This is a genomic window from Pseudoclavibacter sp. VKM Ac-2888 (genome assembly GCF_015351285.1).
Taxonomy (GTDB): Bacteria; Actinomycetota; Actinomycetes; order Actinomycetales; family Microbacteriaceae; genus Pseudoclavibacter.
This window is the reverse complement of the sequence record NZ_JADKSM010000001.1, coordinates 2,985,717-3,005,807: the sequence shown is the minus strand read 5'-3', so window position 1 is coordinate 3,005,807 and position 20,091 is coordinate 2,985,717. Positions and strand designations below refer to the sequence as shown.

Sequence of the window (20,091 nt, the reverse complement as noted above, 5' to 3'; positions counted from 1 at the left end):
CGTCGCCTAGCTGAGCCTGCTCAGTGCCACGCCGAGTCCGTCGTGCGCGAAGTCCGGCGCCAGCACCGTGCCAGCGTCGATGACCTCCTGCGGGGCGTCGCCCATGGCGATGGCCGTGCCGCCGTTGGACGCCCACTGCAGCATCTCGATGTCGTTGCGCCCGTCGCCGGCGACCACGACCCGGTCCATCGGGATGCCGAGCTCGCGGCGCACCCGCTCGAGCGCTGTCCCCTTGTTGACGCCCTCCGGCGCGATGTCGAGCCACGCGGTCCAGCCGACGGAGTAGCTGACCTCGTGCAGACCGAGACGCTCGATGACCGCCGTGAACTCCTCGATCGAATGGTCAGGGGAGATGACGACAAGTCGCGTCGCCTCGGCGTTGAGGAGCCCCTCGAAGGGAACCTCCTCGCCGCGCGCCTCGAAGCTCCCGTCGGGGAAGTGCCCGCTGTACTTGAACACACCCTGCGGGTCCTCGACCGCGAACATCGCGTTCTCCAGCGCTCCCCGCAGGCTGACGAGCACTTCGGTGGGGTCGAACGTCTCGATCCAGCGAGTCGCGTACCCGCCCTGCGCGACCGCGTCGCGCTCGAGCGTCATGGCGCCGTTCGCGGACACGTGGAACTGCGAGTCGAGGCCGAGCCGCTCGGCGATGGGTCGCGTGTCCGCCCAGCTGCGGCCGGTGGCGAGCATGACCTCGTGGCCCGCGGCCTGCAGCCGCCGAACCTGCTCGAACGTCGCGTCCGGGATCGCACCGTCGATGCCGAGGATCGTGCCGTCGATGTCGAGCGCGACGAGCATCCGCCCGCCCGCAGCGCCCTGCTCTGGCAGGTTCACCGCGCTCATTTGACGGGCTCCATGACCTCGAGGCCGCCGAGGTAGGGACGCAGCGGCTCGGGGATGACCACCGACCCGTCGGCGCGCTGGTGCGTCTCGAGCAGCGCCACGAGCCAGCGCGTCGTCGCGAGCGTGCCGTTGAGGGTCGCAGCCGGCGCGGTCTTGCCGGACTCGGTGCGATACCTCGTCGACAGGCGACGGGCCTGGTAGGTCGTGCAGTTCGAGGTCGAGGTGAGCTCGCGGTACGCATCCTGCGTCGGAACCCACGCCTCGACGTCGAACTTGCGAGCCGCCGAGGAGCCGAGGTCGCCGGCGGCGGTGTCGATGACGCGGTAGCTCAGGCCGAGCGACTGCAGCACCTCCTCCTGCCAGCCGAGGAGCCGCTCGTGCTCCGCCTCCGCGTCCTCCGGCTTCGCGTAGACGAACATCTCGAGCTTGTTGAACTGGTGCACGCGGATGATGCCGCGCGTGTCCTTGCCGTGCGAACCGGCCTCGCGGCGGTAGCAGGTCGACCAGCCGGCGTAGCGCATCGGCGCTGCCTCGATGTCGATGATCTCGTCGGAGTGGTAGCCCGCGAGCGCCACCTCGCTGGTGCCCGTCAGGTAGAGGTCGTCGTCCTGCAGGTGGTACACCTCGTCGGCGTGCTCGCCGAGGAAGCCAGTGCCGCGCATGATCTCCGGCTTCACGAGCGTCGGCGTCGTGAGCATCACGAAGCCGTTGCGGATCGCGACATCGAGCGCATACGTCATGAGGGCCAGCTCGAGGCGGGCACCGATGCCGCGCAGGAAGTAGAACCGAGCACCGGAGACCTTCGCCCCGCGCTGCATGTCGATCGCCCCGAGCAGCTCCCCCAGCTCGAGATGATCGCGCGGCTCGAAGTCGAACGCCGGGCGCTCGCCCACCGTCTTGAGGACCTCGAAGTTCTCCTCGCCACCCGCCGGCACGCCCTCGATGACGAGGTTCTGGATGCGCCCGATGGCCGCATCCGCAGCCGCGCTCGCCTCGTTCGCGGCCTGGCTCGCCGCCTTGACGCTCACCGCCAGGTCCTTCACCGAGGCGAGGATCGCCGGCTTCTCCTCCTTGCTGGCCTTCGCGACCAGCTTGGAGGCGGCGTTCTGCTCGGCGCGCAGCCGCTCGAACTCGGAGATCGCAGACCTGCGAGCAGCGTCAGCCTCGAGCGCCGCATCGACCGTCGAGGGGTCGTTGCCGCGCGAGATCTGAGAGCGCTTGAGGAGGTCGGGCTGGTCACGGAGAAGCTGGGCGTCGATCACGGTCCAAGCCTAGTCGTCGAGGGTGCCGCGAGCAGAGGAGCGCGTTCGCCGCAGACGCACACCGCCGCTGACTTAGGCTCACTGCATGCCGCATACCGCCCGACAGGGTTCAGACAAGCTCGCCGCCATCGTCGTCAACCCAGTGAAGGTCGATACAGAAGCCCTCCGCGCAGCCGCGGCCGAGAGCGCGGAACGGTACGGCTGGCCGGAGCCCCTGTGGTTCGAGACGACCGCGGACGACCCCGGAGCCGGGCAGACGAAGGAGGCCATCGAAGCTGGCGCGACGATGGTCATCGCCGCCGGGGGCGATGGAACCGTTCGACTCGTCGCCGAGACCCTGGCGGGCACGGACGTCGCACTCGGCGTGGTCCCGGGCGGAACCGGCAACCTCCTCGCGCGCAACATCGGCATCGAGGTCGCGGGAGGCGTGACCGACACGGTGTCCGAGATGGTGCAGAACGCATCCACTCTCCTGCCCGGCGCGAAGCCCTCGACGCTCCCCATGACAACGCTCGCCCGAGCCGTCGAAGTCGCCTTCGGCGGTGTGGATGCGCGCATCGACGTCGGCTGGGCCGCCGTCGAACGCGAAGACAAGACCCGCGAGCGCATGGCGTTCACCGTCATGGGCGGCGTCGGCGTCGACGCCGGCATGATCGCGAATACCTCGGAGGACCTGAAGAAGAAGGTCGGCTGGGTCGCGTACCTCGGCGGCATCGCCCGCTCCGTCGCCAACGGACCGAACTTCCACCTGCGTCTCCGCGTCGACGGCAAGACGCATGCGCGGTCGCTCCGGGCGGCCACCGTCATGGTCGGCAACTGCGGGCTCATGCCCGGCGGGCTGCACCTGCTGCCCGACGCCGAGATCGACGATGGCAGGCTCGACCTCGCCATCATGCGCCCCAACGGCCTGATCGGCTGGCTGCAGATCTACGGCCGCCTCGTCGTGCAGTCCGGCATCATGCGGCGCACCGATGTCGGCAGGCGCATCCTCCTCGAGGGCCGAAAGCACGTGCGCGCCCTCACCTACGCGCAGGTCGAGGAGGTCACCTTCCGCCTCGACTCCGGCCCGGAGGAGTTCGAGGTCGACGGGGATGCGGCGGGGCAGATCACCGCTGCGCGCATCTGGATCGAGCCTGCCAGCCTCACGGTGCGCACCCCGAAGCCCATGCCCGAGAACGAGGGGCTCCGCACCCTCGCGCGTCGCCTCGGCATCACCGGACCTGAGAACAGCCCGAGCCGGCCGTCGCTCTAGGGACGACACGCCCGAACCCCGCATCGAGGGGCCCAGACCGCGCGTACCGCAGCTCACTTGTCTCACGGACCGCCGCGTTTCGCTTGACCCTGGTTCGTTCGGGGCAGAGAATGCTACTTATAACTCTGTAGACTCATGAGTAGCGGCATTCCATCATTTGGGGCATGGTCGGTGAACTCCAGCGAAGCGTGGGCAAGAACATCCGTCGAATCCGCCTCTCGCGCGGTATCAGCCAGGAGGCGCTCGGCGACGTGGTGGGGCTGCACCGCACCTACATCGGATCCGTCGAGCGCGGCGAGCGCAACATCACGCTGCAGACCCTCGAGGGCATGGCGGAACTCCTCGGCGTGCCGCCGATGGACCTCCTTGCCGACGCAGGCGACACCGGGCCGACGGCATCGCCGGTCGCCTAGCTCCGCGCCTCAGCATCCGGGTCTGCTCGACGCCAATCCGCTGACTCGCGGACACCTGTAGCGACCGATGAAGCACCCCACCGGCACCACCCCTTGCCCCACCTGGTGCGTCTCGCTGCACCTCGACGGCGAGACGCTGCACTACGGCGAGAGTCTTGCCATCGAGCTCCTGCAGCGACCGACCTCCGCGGAGCTTCGCTTCCGACCCGAGGTCCCAGCCACCCCGACGACGCTCGAGCTGGTCACGCACCGGGAGGCGGGAGAATCGGAGACCTGGGTGGCGGTCCTGCGCGACGGGGCAGCCGTCCTCGACCTCACCGCAGCCAGCGCCGCACGCCTCGGCAGCACCCTGCAGGCGCTCGCCGAGGACACCAGCGCCTAGCGCGTGTCTGACACTCCCTCGTTCGAGTCGACGCCGCCGTCGCTCCCCGCGGCGTCCGCGTCATCCACGTCCTCGGCGTGCCCACGCCGACGCATCCAGACGACGAAGGCGATGAGCAGCACGATGATGAGCGTCGAGAGGACCGCGATCGTGACGATGGCCGCCTGGGGAACAGACTGCACGGTCGCCGTCTGAGCTGTCCCGATCTCGATGGCCTGCGCCGTCGCGGGCTCCCAGGGGACGAGCACGGCGGCGAAGGCTGCTGCGACGAGCAGGCACGCGGTGCGCAGCAGACGCCTCAGGCGCTGAGTGGTGGGCGACATGGCTGTCTCTCCTCCAGACACGAGAATGCACGCGACCCCAGGCCGGGGCGGGCACCCAAGTCTCTCAGAGGCGACCGCTCGGGACCTGGACCTCGCGACGCGGACCCGGGCGCCCGGTCGGGCGCGAAACGTCGGTGGTCGCCTCTACGGTGTCCGGACAGACCGAGTACGCCACACGCGACGACTCTCCCGGCTGTGCCGGACCGGGAGCGCCATCGTCGCACGCAAGCAGGGAGACCCCGCGCATGACCACGACATCCGGCACGCAGCGATGCCCAGAATGGTGCGTCGCACTGCACCTCGACGCCGACGAGACCCTGCACTACAGCCTCAGCCGCGAGGTGTCGGTCGTGTCGCGAAGGCCCGACCACGAATCCCCCGGCGGGCGACAGCACGCCTTCGCGGTCGACCCGCTTGTGCTCGTGCAGCATCAGGAGGCACACGAGCGCGTCTCGTGGCTCGCACTCCTCCTCCACGGCGGGCCCGTCCTCGACATCACCGTCGACAGCGCCCGACGCCTCGCGGCGAGCCTGCTCGAGAGCTGCGGTCCCGATCCCGGCTCGCGCTAGCCGCGCAGAGAGTTCAGCCAGTCGACCGCTTCCCCGAAGTGCTCGTCGCCCCACTTGGGGTCGACGACGACCGGCTTCCGGTCGGCACGCGGGTACGAGCCGAGAAAGATGACGTGCGGACTGAACCGGCGAAGCCCGAGCAGCGCATCCGCCACCCTCGCATCGTCGATGTGGCCGTCGAGGTCGAGCACGAAGCGATAGGAGCCGATGCGGTCGGGCAGCGGACGCGAGGTGATCATCGACAGGTTCACACCGCGAGTCGCGAACTGCTCCAGCATGACCATGAGCGATCCCGGGAACTCCTCGGGCAGCTCCACGATGAGGCTCGTCTTGTCGGCGCCCGTCCTGGCGGGCAGCTCGCGGCTCAGGCTGACGAGCGCGAAGCGCGTGCGCGCCATCTTGTTGTCCTGGATGTCCTCGGAGAGCACCGAGACGTCGAAGCGGCCCTCGACCCCCCGCGGCGCGATCGCGGCGTCGATGTCACCCCGCTCATCGAAGAGCGCATTGACGCTGGCGATGTTCGAGTTCGCGGCGACGTGCTCGTGGCCCGGGACGTGGGCGTGCAGCCACCTCCGGCACTGCCCGTACGCCACCGGATGCGCGGAGACGGTGCGGACATCCTCGAGACGGGTTCCAGGGCGCACCACGAGGCTGAAGGAGATGGAGACCTCGTACTCCCCCGCGATCCGGAGCCCCGGAATCGTGGCGAGCGCATCCTGCGACGCCGTGACCCCACCCTCGATGCTGTTCTCGATCGCGATCATCGCCGCGACGCTGCGCCCCGTCGTCACGTCGGCGAGCGCCTCGCCGACGTTGCTCACCGGCCGCCAGATCTGCCCCCGGGCCGCCTCGACCTGGCCGAGCGCCGCCTCCGTGAAGGTGCCCGCCGGCCCGAGGTAGGAGTACGTCTCTCGCTCATCTGGCACGGCACTGGCTTCGGTCATGGAGATCAGCCTATGCCGATGCTCGACTTCCTCCCCACGAGACACCTCGCGGTGCCAGACTGTGGACATGCACGATCGCGCTGGCAGCCTCGCCCTTGAATCTGACCTCATCGATCTCGACGCACTCATCGCTGCGTACGCCGAGAAGATCCCCGACCCCGCCGTCTCGACGCAACGCGTCGCGTTCGGCACGAGCGGCCACCGCGGCTCGAGCCTCACCTCGTCCTTCAACGAGACCCACATCCTCGCCATCACGCAGGCCATCGTCGAGTACCGCGAGGCGCAGGGCATCACGGGTCCGCTCTTCATCGGCCGCGACACGCACGGGCTCAGCGAGCCGGCCGAGCGCAGCGCCCTCGAGGTGCTCGTCGGCAACGGCGTCACCGTGCTCGCCGACCTCGACGACGAATGGGTGCCGACCCCGGCGCTGTCCCACGCGATCATCCGCTACAACGCGGACCCGGCCAACACCGAGCAGGCCGACGGCATCGTCGTCACCCCGAGCCACAACCCTCCCCAGGACGGCGGCTTCAAGTACAACCCCCCGCACGGCGGGCCGGCTGACAGCGACGCGACGGGCTGGATCGCGAATCGAGCGAACGAGCTCATCGAAGCGGGCCTCGACGGTGTGAAGCGCGGCACTCCGGACACGAGCAACGTGGGCCGCCACGACTTCAAGGGCGACTACGTGCGCGACCTGAAGAACATCATCGACGTCGACGCCATCAAGCGCGAGGGCGTGCGCATCGGCGCAGACCCCCTTGGCGGCGCGAGCGTGCGCTACTGGCAGGCCATCGCAGACGAGTACGACCTCGATCTCACCGTCGTGAACCCGGACGTGGATGCGCGCTGGCCGTTCATGACACTCGACTGGGACGGCAAGATCCGCATGGACCCGTCGTCGCAGTCCGCGATGGCCTCCGTGCTCGCGCGCCGCCACGACTACGACATCCTGACCGGGAACGATGCAGACGCGGACCGCCACGGCATCGTCACCCCGGACGCTGGCCTCATGAACCCCAACCACTACCTGGCCGTGGCCATCGACTACCTGTGCGCGCACCGCCCCGAATGGTCGGTGACGGCAGGCATCGGCAAGACGCTCGTGTCGAGCACCATGATCGACTTCGTCGCCGCCTCGCTCGGCCGCACGCTCGTCGAGGTGCCCGTCGGCTTCAAGTGGTTCGTGCCCGGCCTCATCGACGGCTCGATCGTGTTCGGCGGCGAGGAGTCCGCAGGGGCCTCGTTCCTCCGCAAGGACGGCACCGTCTGGACCACCGACAAGGACGGCATCCTGCTCGCCCTCCTGGCGGCCGAGATCATCGCCGTCACCGGAAAGACCCCGTCGCAGCGCTACGAGGAGCTCGTCGCGGAGTTCGGCCGCCCCGCCTACGAGCGAGTCGACGCCCCGGCCACGCCGGCGCAGAAGTCCGTGCTCGGCAAGCTCGACGGCGACGCCATCTCCGCGGTCGAGGTCGCCGGCGACCCCATCACGGCGCGCCTCAGCCACGCCCCAGGCAACGGTGCGGCGATCGGCGGGGTGAAGGTCACGACCGCCAACGCGTGGTTCGCTGCCCGCCCATCCGGCACCGAGGACGTGTACAAGATCTACGCCGAATCGTTCAAGGGGCCAGAGCACCTGAAGCTCGTGCAGGCGGAGGCGAAGGCGATCGTCGACGCGGCGCTGGGCTCCTAGCAGCGCGTCCTCGCACGAAAACGCTGCCTGCGTCTCGCACCTCCGGTCAAGCTCGGGAGGTGCGGACGCAGGCAGCGTTCTTCGTCGTGCCGTGCGGGCCGCTACTGCCCTGCCGCTGGGGTCGGGTTCGTCGCGCTCAGGCGTCCGGCCTGACCGACTCCCGCCGAGTACTCGACGCTGACGATGTCACCAGATGCGTTGAAGCAGGTCACGCCGGTCTCGAACGTGATCTCGCACACGAACTCGCCGAGCGCCACGGGTGAGTCGTAGGGCTGTACGACGGCGCCCTCGGTCGGGATGTCGTCCATGAGGCAGGGGAACGTGTAGCCGTTCGAGTCGAGACCGACCACGACGCCCGTCGCTCCCGCCTCGCAGGCCTGTTCCGGGACCTCGAAGCCAACCGTGTACTGCTGGCAGGTGACACCCGTCTCCGGCGTGATCTGGCAGCGGATGTTGCCGGTCTCGCTCGTGAACGTGACCGGGGCGAAGTTGGGGTCGGCAACGGCGGCGGGGACGGCGGGCGTCGTCGGATCCTCGGTCGCTGGCTGTTCCTGCGCAGTCTCGCTCGCTGTCGGCTCGTCGCGGTTCGCGCCGACGACATTGCCGATCATGATGGCGGACAGGATCAGCAGGATCGAGCCGACCACCGAGAGCGCGATGACGCCGAGACGGCGACGGTTGCGGTTGTCGAGGCCGCGGACGGCCGCTCCCATGCGACCGCCGCCACCGCCGTTGCCGCCGCCGAGGGCCGCCCCGACCCGATCGAACGGGTTGCGGTCGGAGGGCTCGAGGTCTGGCCCGTCGCCGACCGGTCCGGCGGAGGTGGGTGCAGGAGACCTGGGCGGGGCTCCCGCCGGTGCGGCAGACGCCGTGGCGGCCTGAGCGGGCCGGCGAGACGCGCGCGCTCCGGCGGATGCGGGCGCCGACGGCTGCTCGCTTGCGTCGTCTTCGTCGAACCAGCTCGAGAGGAGTTCCCTGGCCGGGTCCTCTTCGCGCTGGCCATCGTCGGACCGCGGCGGCCGCGTCGTGCCTCGCTCGGAGGGCAGTGATGGAGCAGCCCCAGCAACTGCGGCTCCGGCGGCGGTCGCAGCTGCGGTGCCAGCGGCTGCCTGCCGATCGCGGTCGTCAGCAGGGGCGTGGTCGAACTCCTGGCTCGCACCCTGTCGCGGCAGCGCGCGAGTCCGCGGTTCGGCGTCTGGCGCGTGCTCGGCCACGGGTGGCTGTGGGACCTGGGGCGCCTGCGGGGCGGATGGCGCTGGCGGGATCTGCGCAGCTGGCGTGGCTGGCGCGCCGAAGAGATCGGCCGCATCCTGCCGCTCGGACTCTCGTGCGCCTCCGAAGCTATCCCGGGTTCGCGAGGGCAGCGGCACGATACCGGTCTGCTCGAAGTCGCGGGAGACGATGGGGCGATCCGAGTCGTCCAGGACGCTGCCGTCGCTGCGCTCTCCGGCGAGGAGCTCATCGAAGGCGCTGCTCTCCGCGGGTGCTGCGCGCGGCGGCTCGCCCGGCACGACTGCAGGCCCGCTCGGGAAGACAGGGGCTGCGGATGCGCCTCGCAAGGGGTCGCCTGTCGCCGGCATCGGCGGCGAAGACGGGACCACCCTCGGCGCGGGTGCAGCCGGCGGGTCAGCGCGGAAGGACGGGATCCTGGGGCTGCTCGCGGGAGCCTGCGGCTCGGCCGTCGTGGCCTCGCGCGGCCCCGCGTTCGCGGGTGCTGCCGACGTGGAGTCCTCGGCCTGCACCGGTGGGCGGCCGAACTGCGGCGCCGCGCTTGTCGGCACTGCGGCAGGGGGTGCTGCGGGCTCGACTGGCGCAGCGGGTGCTGCGGGTGCTGCGGGTGCTGCGGGTGCTGCGGGTTCGGCGGGTGCCGAGGCCACGGGAGCCGGGTCGCCAGTGCCCTCGAGGCCGGAGAACCAGCTCGGGACCTGGCCTCGGGCCTCGTCGTCGCTGCCAGAGGATCCGGTCAGACCGGCGGCGCGCGTCGGCGTGCTCATGGGAAGCACATCGAACTCCGTGGTCGGCGGCTCGAAGGCGAACGCGTCGCGAACCGGACCCGTGGCGCCCGGCGCCGCTGGAGCATCCGCCGCGGCAGGCGTCGATGCGGGCGTCGGCTCCTCGACGGGGGGCTCGACCGCTGTGGGAACGGCCGGCTTCCTCGGGACCGCGGGGGTCGGGGGAGAGAAGGGCTCCGCTGCGACCGGGTTCGGGGCGACGATGTCGCGCTCACCCGTGGCACGCAGGTCGGGGTTGAACCGGCGGCGCGAGCGGAGGTACGACTGCGGTTCCGGGGCAGCCGACTCGGCGTCGTCAGCCTCGTCGTCGTCAGCCTCCGGTGCGCTCGGCGACGCGGCCTTCGGCCGGTACCGTGCGAAGAAGTCGTCGCCGTCGCTCGACGGTGGAGCCGCCTGCTGCGCTTCCTCGCGAGCACGACCCACCACCTCGGAGGGCGGAGTGGGCGCGGAGGCGTTCCAGCGGAACCCCCCAGCACCGATATCCGCGGGACGGCGAGGCGCCGCGTTGCTGCCTTCGCCCTCAGTGGCGCGAGGACGCGCGACCGTCAGCTTGGTACCGCACTCGGCACAGAATCTCTGTCCGACCTGCGCTTCGGCACCACACGTGGGGCACGTTGCCATCTCGACCTCCTGGTCTTGGAGTGCTTCTGCTTCCAAAGCTCTGGCAGAACTCTACCGAGCATCGTCTTCTCAGTAGCCCGGTGCCGCGGGAGCGGCAAGGAATTCCTCGTACGTCGTCGCGCCGGCCGCCTGCATCGCGGCCGATGTCTCGGCGCCCACGTAGCGGTAGTGCCAGGGCTCGAACTCGTATCCGGTGGTCGCGGTGGCTCCGTCGGGGAAGCGCAGGATGAACCCGAACCGGTGCGCGTTGGCAGCGAGCCACTGCCCACCGGCGGTCGTCGAGAAGCACTGCTCGAGGACGCAGCCCTCTCCCTGTGAGGAGATGTCTGCGGCGAGCCCCGTCTGGTGCTCGCTGTAGCCGGGCCGGGCCGAGGTGAGGTCGGCGGCTTCCTGCCCCAACTCGGCGACGTAGCCGGTGTACAGCTCCGTCTGGAGCCCGTAGTCGCGGTACCCGCTGGTCATGTCGAGGGTGAGGCCGGCTTCGGCGCTGGCCGCCGCGAACATGGTCTGCACTGCGGTTGCCGCTTCCGAGCGGAGCGAGTGGCCGTTGGCGGAGGGGACGCCGATGTCGGACATCGCCACGAGATCGCCCGGCGCATAATCGGCCGGGGAGAGCGGGGTCTGCTTGTTGACGAGCACCGTGATGCTGTTGGGGTCCGTGATGTTCAGGGCCGCCGCAGGGGGCTGCGTCTCCGTCGGGGTGGGGTCTGCCGTCGGGGTGGACTCCGGCGTCGGTGTCGAGGTCGCCGAGGCAGATGGGGTCGCGGGCGGCGTCGTGGATGCGATCGTCGGCACGTTCGCATCCCCGTTCGATGCCGCGGTGACCGCCCAGTAGACGAAGCCGCCGCCGAGCAGGACGACCACGGCCAGCGCCGCCGCTGCGATCTTCCTGTTGCGGCGAACCCGCGCGGAGACTCCCCGCTTGGTGCGCTCCGTCCGCTCAGCGCGCTCAGCACGACGCCCCTGATCGTCGGGTGCTTGGCCCTGCTGCTCCTCAGTCACCGGTCAACCCTCGCACAGCCTTGCGCACGCGCCCCAGGGGCTGGCCGAGTGGCGCGGATACAAGGGACGGCCTCGCCGCGAGCGGCGCACGGGACTGGCACAGCCGACATCGAGGTGGCTGTTCGCGGCACGGCGTACCCTCTGGCCATGTCAAACACCGTCCAGCACCAGCAGGATCGCTCGCGCTTCGCCCTCAACGACGGCGACGGCAACGAACTCGGCTACCTGAGCTACGTCACGACGGCCGATGCGATCGTCATCGACCACACCGTCGTCGACCCCGCCTACCAGGGGCAGGGTCTCGCCGCCGTCCTGACGGATGCGGCGCTCACGGCCCTCGGCGAGCAGTCGGCCCTCACGATCGTGCCGCAGTGCCCGTACGTCGCCTCGTTCATCCGCAAGAACCCCGAGTTCCAGGCCCTCACCACCCGCTGACCTCGGCGGGGCGGGGGCAGGGCGGAGGGGTCAGAGGGCCTCGGGGAGGTTCGCGAGCTGCACGACCGTGGGTGCCTCGCCGCGGCGCAGGTACTTGCCGCGCCCAGGGGGCATCCGCTCGGCGTAGACGCGAGGCGCGATCTGGCCCTCGCTGCGGTCGCCGGAGAGCAGCAGCAGCGCACCGCCCGTGTCGCGCGTACTCTGGAGGAACGGCGCGTACATGGCCCTCGTCGAGCCGGCCACCGGCCTCGTCACGACGATGTGGATGCCAAGGTCCCGGGCCGCGGGCAGGTGCGGCACGAGCGCGCCGAGCGGGTCCGTGCCACCCGCCGCGACGATGTCGTAGTCGTCGACGAGCAGCACGACCCTTGGCGTCTTGCGCAGCTGCTCGGCGGTGCGTCCGGGACGCTCGGCGAGCTCGCTCGCGATGGAGGCGGCCAGCCCGCTGGCCTGGGCGGCCGATCTGGCGTGCGCCGCGAGGTACTCCTCGGGGATGACGCTCGGCACCTTGCCACGCGGATCGACGACCGCGATGGCGAGCTCGTCCGGCGTGAACCGCTCGACGAGCCCCTTCGCGATGACGCGCAGCGCCGTCGACTTGCCGCTCTTCGCGTCCCCGAGCACGACCAGGTGCTGGTCGGAGTCGAGGAAATCCCAGAGGGCGGTGTCCATGGTGTCCTGTCGGAGCCCCAGGGGCACGGCCGTCGGCTCGTCGGCGGCATCCGGGAGCGTCGACGGGTCGATGGTGTTCGGCAGGAGGCGGATGGGGGCCGCCGCCGGCCCGCTCCAGGACTCCGCGGCGCGAGCCGCGAGCTCCTCGAGAGCCTCGCCGACCTGGTCGGGGTCGACCGCTTCGAGCGCCGGGAGGGCGAACTGGGCGAGCGTCTTCGCGTCGGTGAGGGCGCGCCCACGGGAGTCGGGCGGCACGGACTTCGCGAGCTTCCGGTCGATGGCGGAGTCGGCGGGGTCGTTGAGGCGCAGCTCGATGCGCGTGCCGAAGAGCGACTGGTGGGCCATGCGCAGCTCGCTCCAGCGACCGAGCGTCGCGACGAGGTGGATACCGTAGCTGGAGGCCTGCAGCATGAGCTTCGTGAAGGGGCCGTCGAGGTGCTCGAAGTCCTGACGGAGCGCGCCGTATCCGTCGACGAGCAGCACGATGTCGGCGGTCGGGAGCTCCGGCAGCTTGCCGGCTGCGTGCACGGCCCGCAGCTGCGCCGTGCTGTCGATGCTGTGGCGCTTGAACAGCTCCTCGCGCATGCGGAGCATGGCGGTGAGCTCCTCGACGAGGCGCACGAGGCGAGAGTCGTCGCCCCGAGCGGCGACACCGCCGACGTGCGGGAACGCTTCGAGCCTGCGCAGTCCACCACCCGTGAGGTCCATGCCGTAGATGCCGACGGCCCCCGGCGACCCGCTCAGCGCGAGGGAGGCCGCGATCGTGCGAAGCGCGGTGCTGCGCCCCGATTGCGGCCCGCCGATGATGGCGATGTGGCCGCCGGACTTGGTGAGGTCGAGCACCCAGGGTTCCTGGCGCTGGTTCGCGGGCTCGTCCTCGACGCCGACGACGATGCGCAGCGGATGCCCGTCGCTCGGGTCGGCGAGGGAGGCGGCGCCGGCGATCGTCGGCTCGGCGGCGGGCCCGGATCCGGCGGCGAAGGCGTCGCCCAGCGAGATGCGCTCGGCGAGTGGCGGCAGCCACACCGGCCGGACCTTCTGCGGCCGGTCGAGCTGCGCGACGAGGTCGTCGATGAGGGTGCGCCGCGTCTCCGGCGCACGCAGCACGAGCGGCGCATCCGGGTCTCCCCCGCTCTCGATGCCGTTGTAGGCGGGGACCTCGACGATGCGCGGATGCTCGTCGTCGGAGGCAGGGCGCGCCTCGGCGACCTCGTCGACCGGCCCGGAGACGTAGCCGGCGTGGAAGCGCTGGTAGACGCTCGTGTCGACCTTCAGGTAGCCGTAGCCGGGGATTGGCGGCAGGTGGAACGCATCGTTGGAGCCGAGGACCACCTGGGACTCCGCCTCGCTGAAGGTGCGCAGGCCGAGTCGGTAGGAGAGGTAGGTGTCGAGCCCCCGCAGCTTCCCTCCCTCGATGCGCTGGCTCGAGAGGAGGAGGTGGACGCCGATGGAGCGGCCGATGCGGCCGATCTGCAGGAAGAGGTCGATGAAGTCGGGTTCGGCGGTGAGGAGCTCGCCGAACTCGTCGATGACGACGAACAGGTGCGGCATGGGCGCCAGCTCGGGGCGGGTGCGCCGCAGCTCGCGGTAGTGGGAGATCGAAGGCGACGAGTCGGCGCTCTTGAGGAGCTGCTGGCGGCGCACGACCTCACCCTGCAGTGAGGCCTTGGCGCGGACCGTGAGCTGCGGGTCGTCAGCGAGGTTGTCGATGAGGCCGGCCAGGTGCGGCAGTCCCTCGAACGGCGCGAAGGCGGCGCCGCCCTTGTAGTCGACGAGGATCATCGCGAGGTCTTCCGGCGGGTGGGAGACGGCGAGCGACAGGATGAGGGTGCGCAGCATCTCGGACTTGCCGGACCCGGTGGCTCCGATGCAGATGCCGTGCGGGCCCATGCCCTGCTGCGCGCTCTCCTTGAGGTCGAGGTGCACGGGTCGCCCTTGGTCGTTGACGCCGAACGCGACGCGGAGGAACTCCGCTGGCTGCCGTGGCGCCCAGACGCGGTCGAGGGAGACGGGCCTGTCGAGGGGCACGCCCAGGATCTCGGCGATGTCGGCGGCTGGGCCCTCGTCGTCGCGAGCGCCCGCCGCCGCGAAGGTGCGCTTCGCGGCGAGGGTCCTGGCGAGGCCGTCGAAGGCGGTCGCGGTGAGCTCGTCGGCGTCGAACTGCACCGTCCGCTGTCCGCTGCCGCCGGCATCGTGGGTGAGGCGCGCGGCCCCGTCCGCGTCGAGCTCGATGCGGACGTCGACGTCGTCGGGCTCGTCGAGGCGATCGTCGATGAGGTGGATGACGGTGACGCCGATCTCGCTCGGCGTGTAGCTGCGGTCGGGCAGCTGCAACGGTCGGGCGGGCTCTCCGTGGCGGTCGTCGATGACGACGAGGCTGGTCAGCGCGGTGGCCTTGCCGCCCCGGCGCCTCGCGGCGGCCGCCGTCTGCGTGCGGTCGAGGAGCTCGCTGCCGAGCACGGCGGCGAGCTGCCGCAGCTCGGGGGCGACGCGACGCGCGGGCACGGGCCCGTCGAACAGCCGGGGGTTCTGCGCGTGCGGCAGCAGGTCGAAGCCCCGCCAGTCGTCGCCGCGATCTGGGGCGAAGGCGGCGGCGAGCTGCACGTCGTCGGGCAGCTGGTGGCTTGCGAGCTGGGCGACGAGGCCGCGGGCGAGGGGCACGGTCCGCTCCCGCGGCCCGATGACGGCGACGACGGATGCGCCGCGAAGGTCAGCTATGGCGGGCATGCCGGGGATCTCGCTGTGCGTCTCGGCGAGCAGCTGCGCTTCGCGGAGCAGGATGGGGTCGGCGGGCTCGGTGGGCGAATCCTCGGCGGCCACCGCGAGCTGGAACCACGGCACGGTCGCCGTTCCCACGCGCGCCTGCAGGTGGTCGGCGTCGCCTCTGCGGCGGTCCCAGAGGCGCGCGGGGTCGTGCACAAGGGAGGCGAGCCCGCTGCGGTCGGGGTGCACGAGCCTCGCGGCCCGCACCGCATCCGTCGCCTCGTCACGCAGCTCGCTGCGCTGCCGTTCGAGGTAGTCGAGGTAGCGCTTGCGGCGGAGGCGGAGCGCGCGCCCGGCGCGGCCCCGCGCGGAGACGGCGAAGCCGACGCCCGAGACGATCGCGACGACGAACACGATGCCCGCGATGAAGAGGAACAGCGGCTGCCCGTTGCGCATGACGACCATCATCGTCACGGAGGTGAGGGCGCCGACGACCGGCAGGAGGAACTGGAACGGCGTCGCGCTCGCCTCGTCGCTGAGCGTGGGGGGCGAGGCGAGCTGCCTTGCCTCGGGCCTGGGCGCGGGGAAGACCGTTCGCGTGGGGCGGTGGGCGTCGCGGATGCTCACGATCGCGCTCCTGGTCGGTCGGCGTGGGGTGCTGGCGGGAACACCTGGGCGGGTGCGGGGACGTGCGGGGGCGCCGACGGCGGGACCTGCGGCGGAGCCTGACTGGCCTGGGCCTGGGCCGGGGCCGGGACGCGAGGCGGAGCTTGGGGCGGGGCCTGGGGCGTGGGGGCAGGAGCAGGCACAGGAACAGGAGCAGGCGGCACCGCGATGCCCGCGGCGGCGTCGATGACCCTGGCGCCGAGGCGCAGCATCCGCACGCCGTCGAGACCGCGCGCCGCGCCCGCTCCCAGCGCCCGGTCGTGCCGCACGAGCACCGCGGGGAACGGCAGCCTGCTGACGAGCCTCTCGGTGGCGAGGCCGGCCCTCCGATGCACGTCGACGGCGACGAGCACGACGCGTGTGCGCTCGCCGATGGCGGCGGCGATGTCCAGGGCGTGCTGGATGCTCGCGCGCTCGGCGGTCGTCACGAGGCAGAGCACGTGAGAATGCTCGGCGAGGTCGCGGATGCGCGCGAGCGGGGAGGTACCCCAGTCGGTGACGGTGAGGTCGTACCGGTCGCTCGAGGCGCGGTGCAGCCGCCACCACGCCTCGACGTCCGCCGGCCACTCGGTCGGGGCGAGCTCGAGGGCCTCGACGCTCGTGCCCTCGAGGCCGCGCTCCGGTCGTGGGCTGGGACCCTGAGCGCTGACGAAGCGGACCCGGTCGTTTCTCGCGGAGGAGAGGAAGCGCGCGAGCTCGACGGCGACGGTCGTGCATCCCGAGCCCGGCACCAGGGAGGCGACGCCGACACGTCGCCGGAGCGCGAGGGGCACGGCTGCCCGCTCGCGCAGGTCCTGCAGCTCGGCCGCGCCGCGAGCCGTGAGCGCCTGCCTGAACCCGTCGAGGCGACTCAACGGAAGGCCTCGAGGAGGTCGGCGAAGACGCCGAACGAGCCGAGCGCGAGGGGCACGACCGTGAGCACGACAAGCAGCTCGAGGATGTCCGCCCACCTCCTGAGCTTCGCGGCGACGACTTCGCTGGGCTCCCACGCCGCGACGACGACGGCGACGAGCGCAGCGACGCCCGCGATGAGCGCCTTCCCCTCGTCGCTGACGAGCGTCGTCGAGAGCAGCCACAGCGCGGTCGGCACCGCGGCCGCCAGCAGAAGTGCGATCCGCGGCGGCGCGAGGGGGAACGTCCGCATGCGGAGCAGCGCGATGACGGCGAGGGACGCGGCGAGTCCCTGCCGCCATGGGTCCTGCGAGAGCAGCAGCTCGGAGAGCGAGAGGAGCGCGACGGCCGACACCGCGATGACGGTCCAGGTGAGCTGCGCGAACGACTCCGCGATCGCCGCCCGGACATCCGACGTCGTGGCGCGCGCGCCGCGCATGATGCGGTCGTCGTAGGCGGTGAGCCCGCTCAGCGAGAGCGCCGCGCCGGGGAGGAGACCGAGCACAGCGACGCTCAGCACCGCGGCGAACACGGCCACGCCACCGCGGTCGAAGCCCGCCAGGTCGACGAAGAACAGCCCGGCGCTGAGCAGCAGCCCGACCCCAGCCCCGTACCTCGCGGAGGTCCGCTGGAAGCCGACACCCCAGACGAGGCCGAGCACGAACCATGCCGCCATCGCCGCGACGAGCACGCCGGTCGGCAGCGCGTCCCAGCCGCCCTCGCGGCCACTCGCCGCACCGATCTCGGCGGCAAGGCCGAAAGCGGCGGGCACGGCGAGGCCGAGCGCAGCGCTCGCCACCCCAGCCACCGCGGCCCGCTGGCCAGACCGCGCCAGACCCGCGCCAGCGGCGGCGAGCAGCGCGACCGCGGCGAGCATCCACTCGGCGGGCAGCGCGAACGCGCTCATGACCCAGAACCCGGCTCCAGCGGCGGCGAGACCGGCGGCCACCGCGAGCACGGAACGTGTGTGCGCCTGCGTCCAGGCGTCCCGCCTCGCAGCGCCAGCCTCGGTGATGGCGTCCGTGATGTCGATGACCTCCGGCGCCTGCGGAGCATCATCCACGGTCGTGACCCGCAGCAGTGCCCCAGGCCGCACGCCCTGCTCTTCGAGGGTCGCGTCGAAGTCGAGGGATGCGCCCGTCAGTGTCGTCAGCGTCAGCACGGCGCCCCCGCTCGGGGTCTCCTCGAGGAGCTCGAGCACGTGCGGCAGGAGCACCCCGACGGGCTCGCTGTTCGGGAGTGCGAGCTCGGCCTTGCGCTCGCTGCCGATGACGGTGAGTCGCGTGTACGACACTCAGTGCTCCTCAGGGGTCGTGCGACGGGTGATCATCCGGAGGCCGCTCACTCGACGACCGTCAGCGTCTGCGGGTCGATCGTGATGCCGCTCGTCGGGTTCGTGTAGTAGCCCGTCGCGGGGTCGATGTACCAGCCGATCCTCGTGTCGATGAGCTTGCCCTCCGGGTCGGTGGCGTAGCCGGTCACGGGATCGACGACGAATCCAGTCCGAGGGTCCGTGTACTCGCCCGTCGCCTGGTCGAGGAGGAAGCCCGTGGCCTCATCCTTCACGACCGTGCCGCCGGGCAGAACGGGGTTCGCGGCGGCCGCGGCCTGGAACGCGGAGATCGCCTCCTGCTGCTTCCGGTCCTCGAGGAGGTTCACGACGAAGCTCGTGCCGAGGCACGCGCAGCAGATGACGGCTCCGAGGATGACCGAGCCGAGGAGTCGCCCCACGTTGGTGTTGACCGACCGCCGCGTCGCCTGCGGTCCGTGCGCGAGCGCGCCCAGCATCCGCTCGCGGTGGGCGCGAGTCGTGTCGATGAGGGTGCGGTCGGTGTCGCTCATGCCGCCACCCCCGATCCTGCGATGCTCGCGCCGGGCCGTCCGAGACGCACGCGCCGCGACCCGAGGGCGAGCACGGTGCCGAAGGGAACCGTGATGGCGGTCTCCGGCTGGAGCCGCCTCGGGTCGCCGCCGGCGAAGGCCCACGTGCCGCCGATACTGCCGAGGTCGGTGACCAGCACGCCGTCGAAGTTCGGCTCGAGGCGCACGTGCGTCGGCGCGAGACTCCGCGAGAAGTCGGGGACCGCGACGGGCCGCTGCCCCCTCGAGGTGACCTGCGGCGCACGACCCACGATGATGACGCCGCGCACGACGTGACGCGAGCCGTCGTCGAAGTGCAGCTCCAGGTCCGGGCTCGAGAAGCGCTGGGGAACACGCGTGGGCGGTGCGAGCTCGATGGGAGCCGGCATCAGCTCGAGCGGGTCGAGGCCTCCGCGGATGTCGAGCGTCATACGCGCGCCGGCAAGCGGCCGCGCTGGCATCCCCGTCGAGCGCGCGACGGTGCGCAGACCGAGCAGCGTGTGGCCAGGGCTCGTGCCGAGGGCCGACCGCAGCCACCACCAGAGGCCGAGCATCAGAAGAGCCGCGGATGCTCCGACAAGCGCGGCGAACGCGCCGCTGATCCGCGCGGCCAAGAGCGACAGGCCAGCCACGAGGACGAGTCCGAGCGCGACATCGACCACGACCGACCAGGCGCGCTGGCGGGTCGCCGCTGGGAGATCGGCCTGTTTCCACACGAGTGGCAAGGCTAGTCGGACGAACCTGACCCCGGGAGGGGAGAACTCCCCTCGAAAAAGTTGGACGAGGGCGGTGCGATCATGCTGAACTGACGTCTCCGGAGGACAACGCGCGCCGACCGCGGTGCTGGAGAGGATGCCATGAAGTTCGCAATGGAAGACCAGACACTGGTCACGCTCGGGAACAAGTCGCAGACCGAATCGGACGACCTCGGCGAGCTCGTCAAGCAGCTCTTCGATGCTGCGGAGCCGCTCGCGTCCACCTTCAACGGACCGGCGAAGGCCAGCTTCAACAACTTCAAGGCCAAGACGGACGACATCTCGAACGCCCTCAACTCGGCGCTCGCCGGCATCGTCACGTCGATCAGCGGCCAGAACAAGGCGTTCGTCGCTGCCGCCGATGACGGCGCGGCAACCCACGAGGCGTCGTCGAACTCGACCGACTTCAGCTCCGAATCCTTCCTGTCGCGCATCCGCCCGCAGGCCTAGCCTTCCCGAGAACCGGAGAACACGCATGTTCACGAACCAGATGGATCGCAACGACTACAACATCGGCTCCTCCGAGGCGACGCAGGCGAACTTCGAGCAGGTCGCCGCGCGCCTCGAGTCGGCGCTCGACCGCCGCGACGCCGACGTCAAGCAGGCCATGGGCGACTACCAGGCAGACGGCGTCTCCGAGGAGTACGCGCACCTCGAGCAGCAGTGGAACTCCGCAGGCCAGCAGGTGCGCGACGTGATCGCCGCCATCCGCAACTCGCTCGTCGAGAACGACGACGTCGCACGCCGCGCCCTGTCGGCTGCGCGCGCCTCGATCCCAAGCTAGGCCGCG

General features: G+C 71.2%; 19 protein-coding genes. 8 read left to right on the top strand and 11 right to left on the bottom strand.

What is annotated here, in order from left to right; all coding sequences use genetic code 11:
- Positions 1–6: 6 nt before the first annotated feature.
- Complete coding sequence (locus ITJ61_RS14185) at positions 7–843, bottom strand: HAD family hydrolase (RefSeq protein WP_194686498.1); 837 nt, start codon at positions 841–843, stop codon at positions 7–9.
- Positions 840–2,105 carry a serine--tRNA ligase gene (gene serS / locus ITJ61_RS14180; RefSeq protein ID WP_104307686.1) on the bottom strand — a complete coding sequence of 422 codons (1,266 nt, stop codon included), beginning with the start codon at positions 2,103–2,105 and terminating at the stop codon, positions 840–842. The genes ITJ61_RS14185 and serS overlap by 4 nt, the downstream gene beginning before the upstream one ends.
- 85 nt (positions 2,106–2,190) lie before the next feature.
- Between serS and ITJ61_RS14175 the strand changes: the two genes are divergently transcribed.
- From ITJ61_RS14175 to ITJ61_RS14165, 3 genes are all read left to right on the top strand, one after another.
- A complete protein-coding gene (locus ITJ61_RS14175; RefSeq protein WP_104244317.1) occupies positions 2,191–3,357 on the top strand; it encodes a diacylglycerol/lipid kinase family protein in 1,167 nt (388 codons plus the stop codon).
- Between the two features lie 164 nt (positions 3,358–3,521).
- The gene (locus tag ITJ61_RS14170; RefSeq protein WP_194686497.1) at positions 3,522–3,770 is read left to right on the top strand and encodes a helix-turn-helix domain-containing protein; all 249 of its coding nucleotides are present in this window, start codon (positions 3,522–3,524) and stop codon (positions 3,768–3,770) included.
- 67 nt (positions 3,771–3,837) lie between these two features.
- Positions 3,838–4,152, top strand: a complete 315-nt coding sequence (locus tag ITJ61_RS14165; protein WP_104307685.1) for a DUF6907 domain-containing protein — start codon at positions 3,838–3,840, stop codon at positions 4,150–4,152.
- Here ITJ61_RS14165 and ITJ61_RS14160 read toward each other — a convergent pair.
- Positions 4,149–4,475, bottom strand: coding sequence for a hypothetical protein (locus ITJ61_RS14160; RefSeq protein WP_194686496.1), 327 nt, complete (start codon positions 4,473–4,475; stop codon positions 4,149–4,151). The two genes, ITJ61_RS14165 and ITJ61_RS14160, sit on opposite strands and share 4 nt — an antisense overlap.
- A 245-nt stretch (positions 4,476–4,720) precedes the next feature.
- Here ITJ61_RS14160 and ITJ61_RS14155 point away from each other — a divergent pair, with 245 nt between their 5' ends.
- Positions 4,721–5,044 carry a DUF6907 domain-containing protein gene (locus tag ITJ61_RS14155; protein WP_104244309.1) on the top strand — a complete coding sequence of 108 codons (324 nt, stop codon included), beginning with the start codon at positions 4,721–4,723 and terminating at the stop codon, positions 5,042–5,044.
- On the opposite strand, the gene pheA is transcribed toward ITJ61_RS14155, so the two are convergent.
- Positions 5,041–5,988, bottom strand: coding sequence for a prephenate dehydratase (gene pheA, locus ITJ61_RS14150; RefSeq protein WP_104300583.1), 948 nt, complete (start codon positions 5,986–5,988; stop codon positions 5,041–5,043). The genes ITJ61_RS14155 and pheA overlap by 4 nt on opposite strands.
- Before the next feature lie 67 nt (positions 5,989–6,055).
- On the opposite strand from pheA, the gene pgm reads away from it, so the two are divergent.
- Positions 6,056–7,684 (top strand): phosphoglucomutase (alpha-D-glucose-1,6-bisphosphate-dependent), encoded by a 1,629-nt coding sequence (gene pgm, locus ITJ61_RS14145; protein ID WP_104244331.1) that lies wholly within the window; start codon positions 6,056–6,058, stop codon positions 7,682–7,684.
- 101 nt (positions 7,685–7,785) lie between these two features.
- Here the strand turns inward: pgm and ITJ61_RS14140 are convergent, their stop codons facing one another.
- Together ITJ61_RS14140 and ITJ61_RS20360 are read right to left on the bottom strand one after the other, a co-directional pair.
- Positions 7,786–10,119, bottom strand: coding sequence for a hypothetical protein (locus ITJ61_RS14140; RefSeq protein WP_228496678.1), 2,334 nt, complete (start codon positions 10,117–10,119; stop codon positions 7,786–7,788).
- A 267-nt stretch (positions 10,120–10,386) separates the two neighbouring features.
- Positions 10,387–11,319 (bottom strand): M15 family metallopeptidase, encoded by a 933-nt coding sequence (locus ITJ61_RS20360; RefSeq protein ID WP_104300578.1) that lies wholly within the window; start codon positions 11,317–11,319, stop codon positions 10,387–10,389.
- 147 nt (positions 11,320–11,466) lie between these two features.
- Between ITJ61_RS20360 and ITJ61_RS14130 the strand changes: the two genes are divergently transcribed.
- A complete protein-coding gene (locus ITJ61_RS14130; RefSeq protein WP_104244301.1) occupies positions 11,467–11,754 on the top strand; it encodes a GNAT family N-acetyltransferase in 288 nt (95 codons plus the stop codon).
- A gap of 30 nt (positions 11,755–11,784) precedes the next feature.
- On the opposite strand, the gene eccCa is transcribed toward ITJ61_RS14130, so the two are convergent.
- From eccCa to ITJ61_RS14105, 5 genes are read right to left on the bottom strand one after another with little or no spacing between them, the layout of a single operon-like run.
- Positions 11,785–15,756, bottom strand: coding sequence for a type VII secretion protein EccCa (gene eccCa / locus ITJ61_RS20355; RefSeq protein WP_194686494.1), 3,972 nt, complete (start codon positions 15,754–15,756; stop codon positions 11,785–11,787).
- On the bottom strand, positions 15,753–16,649 hold the full coding sequence (locus ITJ61_RS14120; RefSeq protein ID WP_194686493.1) for a hypothetical protein: 897 nt from the start codon (positions 16,647–16,649) through the stop codon (positions 15,753–15,755). Before ITJ61_RS14120 ends, eccCa begins: the two co-directional genes overlap by 4 nt.
- Entirely contained in the window at positions 16,646–17,980 is a 1,335-nt protein-coding gene (locus tag ITJ61_RS14115) for an EsaB/YukD family protein (RefSeq protein WP_194686492.1), read from the bottom strand. Before ITJ61_RS14115 ends, ITJ61_RS14120 begins: the two co-directional genes overlap by 4 nt.
- 47 nt (positions 17,981–18,027) lie before the next feature.
- Entirely contained in the window at positions 18,028–18,528 is a 501-nt protein-coding gene (locus ITJ61_RS14110) for a hypothetical protein (RefSeq protein WP_104244293.1), read from the bottom strand.
- The gene (locus ITJ61_RS14105; RefSeq protein WP_194686491.1) at positions 18,525–19,262 is read right to left on the bottom strand and encodes an FHA domain-containing protein; all 738 of its coding nucleotides are present in this window, start codon (positions 19,260–19,262) and stop codon (positions 18,525–18,527) included. The genes ITJ61_RS14110 and ITJ61_RS14105 overlap by 4 nt, the downstream gene beginning before the upstream one ends.
- A 141-nt stretch (positions 19,263–19,403) precedes the next feature.
- Here ITJ61_RS14105 and ITJ61_RS14100 point away from each other — a divergent pair, with 141 nt between their 5' ends.
- Both ITJ61_RS14100 and ITJ61_RS14095 read left to right on the top strand, forming a co-directional pair.
- A complete protein-coding gene (locus tag ITJ61_RS14100; protein ID WP_104244289.1) occupies positions 19,404–19,751 on the top strand; it encodes a hypothetical protein in 348 nt (115 codons plus the stop codon).
- Positions 19,752–19,776: 25 nt separating this feature from the next.
- A complete protein-coding gene (locus ITJ61_RS14095) occupies positions 19,777–20,085 on the top strand; it encodes a hypothetical protein (RefSeq protein ID WP_194686490.1) in 309 nt (102 codons plus the stop codon).
- Positions 20,086–20,091: the final 6 nt, after the last annotated feature.

Bases quoted from the DNA above. Each gene is read 5' to 3' on its own strand.
- ITJ61_RS14185 (WP_194686498.1), bottom strand. From the start codon at position 843: ATGAGCGCGGTGAACCTGCCAGAGCAGGGCGCTGCGGGCGGGCGGATG.
- ITJ61_RS14175 (WP_104244317.1), top strand. From the start codon at position 2,191: ATGCCGCATACCGCCCGACAGGGTTCAGACAAGCTCGCCGCCATCGTC.
- ITJ61_RS14170 (WP_194686497.1), top strand. From the start codon at position 3,522: ATGGTCGGTGAACTCCAGCGAAGCGTGGGCAAGAACATCCGTCGAATC.
- ITJ61_RS14165 (WP_104307685.1), top strand. From the start codon at position 3,838: ATGAAGCACCCCACCGGCACCACCCCTTGCCCCACCTGGTGCGTCTCG.
- ITJ61_RS14160 (WP_194686496.1), bottom strand. From the start codon at position 4,475: ATGTCGCCCACCACTCAGCGCCTGAGGCGTCTGCTGCGCACCGCGTGC.
- ITJ61_RS14155 (WP_104244309.1), top strand. From the start codon at position 4,721: ATGACCACGACATCCGGCACGCAGCGATGCCCAGAATGGTGCGTCGCA.
- pheA (WP_104300583.1), bottom strand. From the start codon at position 5,988: ATGACCGAAGCCAGTGCCGTGCCAGATGAGCGAGAGACGTACTCCTAC.
- pgm (WP_104244331.1), top strand. From the start codon at position 6,056: ATGCACGATCGCGCTGGCAGCCTCGCCCTTGAATCTGACCTCATCGAT.
- ITJ61_RS14130 (WP_104244301.1), top strand. From the start codon at position 11,467: ATGTCAAACACCGTCCAGCACCAGCAGGATCGCTCGCGCTTCGCCCTC.
- ITJ61_RS14110 (WP_104244293.1), bottom strand. From the start codon at position 18,528: ATGAGCGACACCGACCGCACCCTCATCGACACGACTCGCGCCCACCGC.
- ITJ61_RS14100 (WP_104244289.1), top strand. From the start codon at position 19,404: ATGAAGTTCGCAATGGAAGACCAGACACTGGTCACGCTCGGGAACAAG.
- ITJ61_RS14095 (WP_194686490.1), top strand. From the start codon at position 19,777: ATGTTCACGAACCAGATGGATCGCAACGACTACAACATCGGCTCCTCC.